14 protein-coding genes are annotated in these 9,069 nt (G+C 57.8%); 9 read left to right on the plus strand and 5 right to left on the minus strand.

Annotated features, from left to right (window positions below):
• Nucleotide 1: 1 nt before the first annotated feature.
• On the minus strand, nt 2-169 hold the full coding sequence (locus tag AC1D17_RS11045) for a hypothetical protein (protein ID WP_477565448.1): 168 nt from the start codon (nt 167-169) through the stop codon (nt 2-4).
• Between the two features lie 68 nt (nt 170-237).
• On the opposite strand from AC1D17_RS11045, the gene AC1D17_RS11050 reads away from it, so the two are divergent.
• Nucleotides 238-816 (plus strand): MT-A70 family methyltransferase, encoded by a 579-nt coding sequence (locus tag AC1D17_RS11050; protein WP_477565449.1) that lies wholly within the window; start codon nt 238-240, stop codon nt 814-816.
• 2 nt (nt 817-818) lie between these two features.
• On the opposite strand, the gene AC1D17_RS11055 is transcribed toward AC1D17_RS11050, so the two are convergent.
• A complete protein-coding gene (locus tag AC1D17_RS11055; RefSeq protein WP_477565450.1) occupies nt 819-1,082 on the minus strand; it encodes a DUF982 domain-containing protein in 264 nt (87 codons plus the stop codon).
• Between the two features lie 89 nt (nt 1,083-1,171).
• On the opposite strand from AC1D17_RS11055, the gene AC1D17_RS11060 reads away from it, so the two are divergent.
• The 3 genes from AC1D17_RS11060 to nusG are packed head-to-tail and all read left to right on the plus strand — an operon-like array spanning nt 1,172 to nt 3,135.
• On the plus strand, nt 1,172-1,546 hold the full coding sequence (locus tag AC1D17_RS11060) for a DUF1064 domain-containing protein (RefSeq protein WP_477565451.1): 375 nt from the start codon (nt 1,172-1,174) through the stop codon (nt 1,544-1,546).
• Nucleotides 1,543-2,478: a hypothetical protein gene (locus AC1D17_RS11065; protein WP_477565452.1), complete on the plus strand. Its 936-nt coding sequence runs from the start codon at nt 1,543-1,545 to the stop codon at nt 2,476-2,478. The genes AC1D17_RS11060 and AC1D17_RS11065 overlap by 4 nt, the downstream gene beginning before the upstream one ends.
• A gap of 42 nt (nt 2,479-2,520) precedes the next feature.
• Nucleotides 2,521-3,135: a transcription termination/antitermination protein NusG gene (nusG, locus tag AC1D17_RS11070; RefSeq protein ID WP_477565453.1), complete on the plus strand. Its 615-nt coding sequence runs from the start codon at nt 2,521-2,523 to the stop codon at nt 3,133-3,135.
• 501 nt (nt 3,136-3,636) lie between these two features.
• Here the strand turns inward: nusG and AC1D17_RS11075 are convergent.
• Both AC1D17_RS11075 and AC1D17_RS11080 read right to left on the minus strand, forming a co-directional pair.
• On the minus strand, nt 3,637-3,807 hold the full coding sequence (locus tag AC1D17_RS11075) for a hypothetical protein (protein WP_477565454.1): 171 nt from the start codon (nt 3,805-3,807) through the stop codon (nt 3,637-3,639).
• A gap of 396 nt (nt 3,808-4,203) precedes the next feature.
• Nucleotides 4,204-4,371 carry a hypothetical protein gene (locus AC1D17_RS11080; protein ID WP_477565455.1) on the minus strand — a complete coding sequence of 56 codons (168 nt, stop codon included), beginning with the start codon at nt 4,369-4,371 and terminating at the stop codon, nt 4,204-4,206.
• Between the two features lie 517 nt (nt 4,372-4,888).
• On the opposite strand from AC1D17_RS11080, the gene AC1D17_RS11085 reads away from it, so the two are divergent.
• Nucleotides 4,889-5,185 (plus strand): hypothetical protein, encoded by a 297-nt coding sequence (locus AC1D17_RS11085; protein ID WP_477565456.1) that lies wholly within the window; start codon nt 4,889-4,891, stop codon nt 5,183-5,185.
• 223 nt (nt 5,186-5,408) lie between these two features.
• Here the strand turns inward: AC1D17_RS11085 and AC1D17_RS11090 are convergent, their stop codons facing one another.
• Entirely contained in the window at nt 5,409-5,645 is a 237-nt protein-coding gene (locus tag AC1D17_RS11090; RefSeq protein WP_477565457.1) for a hypothetical protein, read from the minus strand.
• 90 nt (nt 5,646-5,735) lie between these two features.
• On the opposite strand from AC1D17_RS11090, the gene AC1D17_RS11095 reads away from it, so the two are divergent.
• The 4 genes from AC1D17_RS11095 to AC1D17_RS11110 form a co-directional block, all read left to right on the plus strand.
• A complete protein-coding gene (locus AC1D17_RS11095; protein WP_477565458.1) occupies nt 5,736-6,296 on the plus strand; it encodes a hypothetical protein in 561 nt (186 codons plus the stop codon).
• Nucleotides 6,268-7,320: a PBSX family phage terminase large subunit gene (locus tag AC1D17_RS11100; RefSeq protein ID WP_477565459.1), complete on the plus strand. Its 1,053-nt coding sequence runs from the start codon at nt 6,268-6,270 to the stop codon at nt 7,318-7,320. Before AC1D17_RS11095 ends, AC1D17_RS11100 begins: the two co-directional genes overlap by 29 nt.
• Nucleotides 7,283-8,377: a DUF1073 domain-containing protein gene (locus tag AC1D17_RS11105; protein WP_477565472.1), complete on the plus strand. Its 1,095-nt coding sequence runs from the start codon at nt 7,283-7,285 to the stop codon at nt 8,375-8,377. The genes AC1D17_RS11100 and AC1D17_RS11105 overlap by 38 nt, the downstream gene beginning before the upstream one ends.
• Before the next feature lie 222 nt (nt 8,378-8,599).
• A partial coding sequence (locus tag AC1D17_RS11110; RefSeq protein ID WP_477565460.1) for a DUF2213 domain-containing protein occupies nt 8,600-9,069 on the plus strand: 470 nt, incomplete at its 3' end.

Raw genomic sequence — 9,069 nt, forward strand, 5'->3', positions numbered from 1 at the left:
CTCAATCGTTCATCTTCGCCGGAATTTCCTCACCCGGTACTGGTGTGATGTCGGGGGCTTCTTCCGGGACATCATCCGGTCCCGGCTCCTCGATAGGGCGCTCGGGATCGGGCAGTTCCTCTGGTGGAACTTCCACGGGCTTTTTGGGATCGTTGGGGTTTATGGCCATGTCGGTCTCCTTTCTGCCCGACGAACCGATTCCGCGCTGTTTTTGTTCCGCGTGCGAGGAGGCGAAGCATGAGGCTGTTTCAAGACACATGGCCATTCGGCGACCTGCAGCCGCATAGCTTCGATTTCATCATGGCAGATCCACCGTGGCGTTTCGCCGTGCGCTCGGAAAAGGGTGAGGGGAAGTCTGCCCAAGCCCACTACAAAACCATGCCGCTCGACGAGATCAACGCCATGCCGGTGTTGGACCTCGCCGCGCCGAACTGCACGCTCTGGCTTTGGTGCACGGCGCCAATGCTTCCGCAGCAACTGACCACAGTCGCCGCATGGGGGTTCACTTACTGCACCGAAGGCGTCTGGGTGAAGATGACCAAGCACGGGAAGGTTTCGTTCGGGACCGGCTACGGACTGCGGGGCTCCCATGAGCCCTTTATCATCGCCAAGCGCGGCGAACCGATCCTGACACGATCCACTAGGTCGGTCATTCACGGCAAAGTTCGCGAGCATTCAGAAAAGCCTGAGGAAGCCTACCACGAGGCCGAACGACTGATGCCTCGCGCCAATCGTCTTGACCTGTTTAGCCGTACCGACCGGAAGGGCTGGACGGCCTGGGGCGATGAAGCCGGCAAGTTTGGAGCTGCGGCATGACCTCAAACAGCCTTGAGCGCCTGCCCCATAGCAGCGGCGATGAACGCCAGCCTAGCTTCGTTCGCAGACATCTTGCGTTCCAGCGCCAGCTGGCAGCAGCGTTTCGCGATCAAATGAACGTCATCGTTCCTAGTAGCCGGATCTCGGTCGAGCAACTCGAAAGCGTCAAGCGGTCTCGAAATCCTAAATACGCGGCCATCCGGCAATTCTACGGTAACAACTTGCCATTCAATATCTGTGGGTTTGGGGATTTCGTTCGGATGCATTGGTTTCCTCCCAATCAATCCCTCTCATCCCCGCAACGCTCTGGCAGGTCATTTGTTCCTGCGTGTCAACTAATGTTTTGGAGGGCGGCATGAACGTCCACCTGACCAAAGAGCAGGGCGCCGCACTCCTTGCCACGAAAAAGAAGCGCACAAACAAGTACAACGCCAAGCGCTTTCTGCTCGATGGCATTTGCTTCGATAGCAAGGCAGAGGCGAACTATTACGCCGCTCTCAAGCTTCGCGAGCGGGCAGGCGAGGTCGCCGACATCCAACTGCAGCGCTGGTACGACCTGATCGTCAACGGCGTGCTCGTTGCCCGGTACCGGGCTGATTTTGTGTTCTTCGACCGGGTCTGCTGCGGCCGGCGCATCATCGATACCAAAGGTATTGTCACGCGTGATTTCCGCATGAAGCAGAAGCTCATGAAGGCCTGCCATGGGCTGGAAATCGAGGTGGTAAAATGAACGACTGGTTTCGATCATGGCACGGCGCCCCAACAGACCCTAAGTGGCTTGGCATCGCTCGACGTGCTGGCGTCGCTCCCGGCATCGCTGTGGCGGTTGCTTGGGCGCTGATGGATCGAGCGTCCCAATCCGACGACCGCGGCTCTATCGCCGGCTATGATGCCGAAGGACTGGCATACTTCTACGGATGCGAACCGGATCAGGTTGCCGCGATTGTTCTGGCAATGACCGACAAGGGGATGATCACTGACGGCCGTTTTTCGAGCTGGGAGAAGCGCCAGCCCAAGCGCGAGGACGGCGCGGCCGAACGCGCGCGCGAGTGGCGCGAACGCAAACGAACGCAAGCGAACGCACAAGAACACGTCCGAACGCCAGATACAGATGCAGAGGCAGATAGTTCTTCACTTCGTTCAGAACCAATTCAAAAAAAACGCGAGGCTGAAATCAATCTGGACGAAAAGGCTTTTCAGAGCTGGTTCTCCTCCTGGCCGACGTTCACCACCGACGACGAGGACAAGGCCCGTTCGGCATGGCAGGCGCTTTCGCCGGCTGATCGCAAGACTGTCACGGCCAACACTCCCGGCTACATCACCACCGTCAAGCCAAACCCGGAGCATGTGTACTGGGTGGCGCATCTGCCTTTGAAGCACTCCGATGAGAACCGCGTTTACGCCCATGCTGATCTGGACGGCAACATTCCTTTCGAGGAGCAGCGCGAAGCCGTTCTGCTCTGGTCTCGAAAGCCAGAGTTTTACTCAGGCACCTATTGGGGGAAGCACTTTGTGCACGGGCACACGCCTTCCCACCTTAACCCGATCACAGTTGGCAACCGGACCAATCTCGACAGCGGAGCTGTCTTTGGCGGCAAGCTATCCTGTGCAGTGTTTCACGACGAGACGGCTGGCGGGCCACTCGAATTTATTCAGGCATGAATTGAGCGCGGCGGCGGCTCAACATACAACGAGGATAGCACAATGGTGGCACAGATTTGGTATGCGGTGAAGGCTCGGCCAGGAACGCAGCGACCAGCGGCAGCGCGGGTAGGGGCGCCGGCGGATCGTAAGGGCGAGACTATCATTGAGCGCAATCTCAGGGATCAGGGGTTTGACGTGTTCATGCCCACGACGGTGCCCGAGGTTCGTCACCACCGGACAGACGAGTTCATCATCAAGCGATTTCCCCTGATGGTCGGATACGCCTTCGTTCGGCAGCCTCGCGACTTCTACACCCTGTCCGACTGCGACGGCGTGTCGGCAATCCTTGGTGTGGCGGGCTGCCCGCTGCGGATCCCGGCAACAGATATTGAGAACATCCGTGCGGCTGAGACTGCCGAAAGGGAGGCTATGGAGCGACGACGTGCCCGGCGAATTGAGAAGGAAAACCAGGCGGGCCGGAAACTTACGAGAAAAGAAGCCCGGGACGTCTTTCCGAAGAACCATCGTGTGGTCGTCAATGGCGGTTTCCTCAAGGGGATGGCCGGATATGTTGTGGATGCGACCGGCCGCAACACCATAAAAGCGATGATCGAGACGTTAAATGGGCTGGTGCCTGTAGAGCTTGATATTGCGGAATTTTCCGAAGCAGTGTAATACTTCCAGCCATAAGGTGATTTTATGGCTGTTCTGTTGCGGTATCGCCGGGCCAAGGAGGGTTTCACCACCTCCGCTCAAAAAGAAYGCTGCCGATTTTTCAGTTCGTCGACGTAGAGCCGATGACCGCCGTCGATGCGGTAGGCTGGTCGCCTTCAATTTGCCTTCACTGAGCTGGTGTCGTAGTCGACGGCTGCGTTGTTGTCTGTTCAGTTGTTGAYGGAGTCGTAGTTGACGGCTCGGCAGTCGAAGGCTGCGAAGTCATCGGATCGGTCGTCGTCGGCGCCGGTGTAGTTGTTTCTGTCGCAGTGTCACTGGTCCCTGGCATCAGGAAAACAAACGCAAGGACAATAGCCACGATGGCAACTGCAACGCCAATAAGGGTATTCCGGTTCATGCTGGCTCCTCCTAAGTAACTTCCACTTAGTGAAATGGAGCGCGGCGTGGAATTTTCAATCCACATGTCGGAGCCGACCGGTAGCTCTCCAGGCTCATATGTCGTCAGTAGCCGGAACTGCCGCCACCGCTATTGCCGCCCCTGCTATTGCCGCCCCCATAGTCATTACTGCCGTAAGCGGCACGATTATCGTAACTTGGGCCACTCTGGCATGCCGAGATCGTCAAGGTCGAGAGCTCTATTGCTACCGCTGTCACCAGATATTTGAGTTTCATGGTTTTCTCCATAGATGGAGAGGGCATGGCCAATGCGGTGTGGCCATTCAAAGATTGTCCTCGTGTCAATTAAAGGCAAGCAGCGAGGGCGCGAAGCCGAAAATCGACCCTGCCCACGCTCAGCGCCGGGTAATCGATCACCGGGAAGTCCGGGTGCGGTGAAATTAGGCCGATCGTGTAAGAAAGAAGCCGCCCGATCAAGGCGGCTTTTCATATCCGCTCAACGATAGCCGGAAGCCCGATGCCACTTGCCGATACTGGCTGGTAGAAAGCATTATAGATAAGAAGCATCGACGTGAGGCAAAACGCCGTCACCATCCATAACAGCACGTAGCGCGCGGTCACTCTCCTGCACCGGTGCTCCTGATCGAGCCGAGCTGGAGAACCCTAGGCTGTCTAATCACGGAGCACTTCCTTCTGCCAGGTCAACTCATCTATCCGGTCCTGCCGGGTGAGTTTCATTTCGCAATTGCATCTGCGGTTGCTGAAGATGCCGTATGCGATCGCAGAACCGATGATGGTGATGCCAATGAGCAGTGCAAACATCCAAGTAGCGTAGTCCATGTCACACCTCCTCTCACGTACAACTGTTCATGGCAGCAAAGGTTCCATGCTACGCCGGATCGACAACACTCTCCTTTGGATCGATCAAGCCGTGGCGCTCAGTGACTGGCAGTTGTTGCCTGAGTAGGCCGGGGGATGCCCAGCCGCTGCTCCTGAGCCGAGAGCCTGATATCTATGGCGCCCCTGTTACGACAGGGCTCGGCAACCTTCTTCGCCTGCCTTGGCCGAAGCCTTGCGTTCCACGCGGGGTATTCATGTAGGCCTTGGTGAGCGCGCGCATAAAGCCACGCATATTTTGAGCCCCGTCCTGTAAGTCTGCAGGGCGGGGCTCCGTCATTTAGAGCAGTGACTGAACTTGTCCGGCGAGCCACTGGATCGTTTCCAGCGGCATCCAGATAACGATTGGCATGCTGCGAATTGTGAACTTCAGAATCATTGGGACCTCCTTTCTCCATATAGGGGAACGAAACATCCGAATGGTTGTCGGCACCACTTCACCAGCCCGAAAGGAAACAGCATGCGCTTTCTTCGAAGTTTCGCCTGCCTCGCTATCGCCATGTGTGCCAGCGTTATCATGACCATGCCCAGTATCGCCGCCGTGCCGATTGATCCAGGCACCAGTGTCATGGCCCAGAGCCACGAAGCATATCCGGCCCCGACCATCGCGACTTTCGATCACGCCGCGCTCACCTGCGAAGCGCCGGCCGGCACCTTTCGCGTCTTTACCCGAAGTATCCAGCGCGCCAACAGCCTGCACCTTGCATCCGCCGACGGCAGCCGTTCTTCCTTCCTCGAGCTCCGAAGACGCTGCTAACCCCGCAGTCCTGAAATGGAGAGCCGGGCTTAACCGCCCGGTTCCCGATGTTCATTTTTGCTTCCTCCATCGAGGACGGAAAAATCAACATCCATGCGGAGCGGGCACCTCCGGCTTCGGTCCCGGCACGAGGAACAAGGCCTACAGTACGCGGCCGTAGAAGCCATCGCCGCCGCTCCGGCCCCATTGGGCTTCCTTTACGGCGTGAAGTGGGTCAGCCGGACTAAAGCATAGAGCTGTCGATCGTCGGTATTTCCCCTTCCTTTGCGTTCGTCTTCGCTTGGGCAAGGGCGGACTCTCTGGTGTCTGGGTCTTTGTGGAGGATCATCGCCAAAGCGGTTCCCGTGATCCGAAATCGGCCGCAGACGGGACAGATGAATTCGACAACGTCTTGTATCCCCGATAGCTCCTCTTGGGCTGGCTCAAAGGATATAGGGCACCTGTCGTTGGTCCAGTTCATTCATTCCTCCAAAGGTCAGCCCATGCCAGTCGTGAAAAACGCCCGGCACGAGAAGTTCGCTCAGGCGGCAGCCAAAGGCAATAGACTTACATGACCAGCAAAGACGATAAGCCCCGCGCTGACTGGGAAGCCATAGAGCGAGAGTATCGCGCCGGCCAGCTGTCGCTTCGCGCAATCGCTTCTGCCCATGGGATAACCGAAGGCGCCATCCGCAAGAAGGCAAAGGCCGAAAGCTGGCAGCGCGCCCTTGCCGATAAGGTGCGCCAGGCAGTCCGCGAGAAGCTGGTACGCACTGACGGCGAAACAGGTACGCAACACGGTACGCAGCCCCAACGCGCGTCAGATAGCGAGATTATCGAAGGCGCGGCACTTCGCGGCCTGACGGTCATCACCACCCATAGGAAAGACCTTCAGCAGCTTCACGGCTTGAAGCGGATACTGGCTGAACGCCTTTCCACATTCCTTCAGGGTGTCACGCCTGACGGCCCATGCCTTGGCGACAAGGAAAGCCCGGGCGACCTACTCGAAAAGCTGTCGCGCATCACGGCTCGTTTGATCCCGCTCGAAAGGCAGGCGCACAATCTCGATGCCGACCCAGATGAACCAATCGGCGGCCGGTCGCTTGCAGACTTCTACGGCGGCGAAGGCTAAGCCCACCCTCAACCCGGCGCTCAAATCCTTCTGGCTGACGCCGGCACGAAACCGGGTGTTGTACGGCGGGCGTTCAAGCTCGAAGTCCTGGGACGCGGCGGGCTTCGCCATCTTCCTGGCGACACAGTGCAAGATCCGCGTGCTGTGTGCCCGTCAGTTTCAGAACAAGATCGCGGAATCGGTCTACACGCTTCTCAAGATCCAGATCGAACGGTTTGGGCTCCAAGCCGATTTCATCATTACCGAGAACTCCATCAAGCACCGCAAGACGGGCGCGGAGTTCATGTTCTACGGCTTGTGGCGTCACATCGACGAGATCAAGTCGCTGGAAAGCATCGATATCTGCTGGATCGAGGAGGCCCACAACCTCAGTCAGGAACAGTGGGATATCCTCGAGCCGACGCTCCGCAAGGACGGCTCGCAGTTCTGGATCATCTTCAACCCGCGACTGGTAACGGACTTCGTCTATCGCCGGTTCGTGACCCGCACGCCGCCGGACACGATTAAGCGGCAGATCAACTACGACGAAAACCCGTTTCTGTCGGAAACCATCCTCAAGGTTATCGCTGCCAAGCGAGCTGAAGACGAGGATGAGTTCCGGCACATCTATCTTGGCCAGCCGCTTGAGGACGATGACGCGGTCATCATCAAGCGGTCGTGGATCCTCGCTGCGGTCGATGCGCACAAGAAGCTCAAGATCGAACCGACAGGGCAGAGGCGTATCGGCTTCGACGTTGCCGACAGCGGCGCCGACAAGTGCGCGACTGTCGAGGCATACGGCTTCGTCGCAACGCATGTCGACGAGTGGAAGGCGAGAGAAGACGAGCTTCTGAAGTCCGCCGGCAGGGTCCACGCTCAGGCGCGAGAACGTGGCGCTTCGATCGACTACGATAGTATTGGCATTGGTGCCTTCTCTGGCGCGCATTTCCAAGCTCTCAACGAGGAGTTCAAGGTTGATATCCGATATCATCGCTTCAACGCCGGGGATGTTCGGTGGCGCAGCGGTCTACATCGGGACTGGTGACAAAGACAGTTCCGCTCCGCTTGAGGTCGAACGGGTGGGAAAGGGCGGTCTGAAGTATCTCACGGTGATGACGCGCCGGCAGCTCAAGGCTGGTGACATCGAGCGCAACCCGGCATCGGAATGGTATGGCCGCCCGAAGGACTACACCCTCGACAGTGTGACCGGCGAGCACATCGTCATTCACCCCTCGCGCCTGGTCCTTCTGTCCGGAGCGATGGCGCCAGACGAAGACATGAACACCGCTCTCAATCAAGGCTGGGGCGAAAGCGTTCTGACGGCCACACTCGACGCGATCAAGAATGCCGACAGCACCGCGGGCAATATTGCCTCGCTGGTGTTCGAGGCGAAGATCGACATTATCCGCATCCCTGATTTCATGGCTTCGTTGAACAACGAGGTCTATCGCTCTAAAATCATTGAGCGTTACAGCCTTGCGAACATGTCTAAGGGCATCAACGGAACGCTGCTTCTCGACAAGGAAGAGGAATACGAAAGCAAAAGCGCGTCGCTCGCCGGACTGACCGACATCCTCATGGCGTTCATGCAAATCGTCTCGGGTGCCGCTGACATCCCGGTTACGCGCCTACTTGGCCAGTCGCCTGCCGGCATGAACGCCACCGGCGCCAGCGACATGAAGAACTACCACGATCGCATCCAGTCAATTCAGGAGCTTGAGATACAGCCGGCAATGGTTCGGCTCGACGAATGCCTTGAGCGATCGGCCGACGTGAAGGATCCCGACGTCTACTATCAGTGGGCGCCGCTCGAACAGATGAGCGAGAAGGAACGAGCCGACATCTTCAAGACCAATGCCGACGCGGCTCGCACAATCGTGGGCACAGCCACGGGGCAGGAGATCATCACGCGTGAGGCTATATCGAAGGGCCTGACAAACCGTCTGGTTGAGGACGGTGTTCTACCAGGCCTTGACGCTGCGGTAGAGGAATACGGCCCGATTGAAGAGCAAGAGCCCTCGGAAGAAGAACTCGTCGCAGCTGCGGCCGCGAACGCGGTCACAAAGGCTGCAGCGCAAACAGCAGTTCGTGGCACTGAATGATGCCGATTCGCTGATAATTTAGCTTACCAGCATAAACACCCCAGCCCAGAATAAGGCTGATAATTCACCTGCAACCAAAAAGCCGAAGACGGTATCGCTCATGAGCCTCTCCTTGGGCAACCTCCATTGCCGTGAGGTGAATGTAAGGCAATGCTGAAATATTAGCTAGCCGAAATTCAACCCGGAACTAAACCGGCCACCCAAAAGGCAGGGAGATAATCCATGCAATTTACCGATGCTGTAACCGTCGCGGGAACGCGCCGGACTGCCGACGGCTACCTAATTGCAGAGGCAAAGGCGGTTCGCACGGGTATCCAGATCTATCTGGGTGACGAGGTAGGCAAGCCCGATCTGCGCACGGTGCGCGTCTATCGCCCGGCAGAAGAAGTCTTTTCCGACAAGAGCTTGCAGTCGTTCACTCATGCGCCGGTGACGGTCAATCACCCGGACGAGGCGGTCAACGCTGGCAACTGGAAAGACCTTGCCGTTGGTGAGGTCAGCACGGCGGCCAAGAAGGACGGCGACTGGGTATGGCTGCCTCTGATCCTAAAAGACAAGGATGCCATTGCATCGGTCGAGAGCGGCAAGCGCGAGCTGTCTGCCGGCTATGAATGCCAGCTCGACTGGACGCCTGGCACTACGGCAGACGGCCACCAGTTCGATGCCGTCCAGCGCAACATCAAGATCAACCA

It is taken from the genome of Pararhizobium sp. P1_E7 (genome assembly GCF_056405855.1).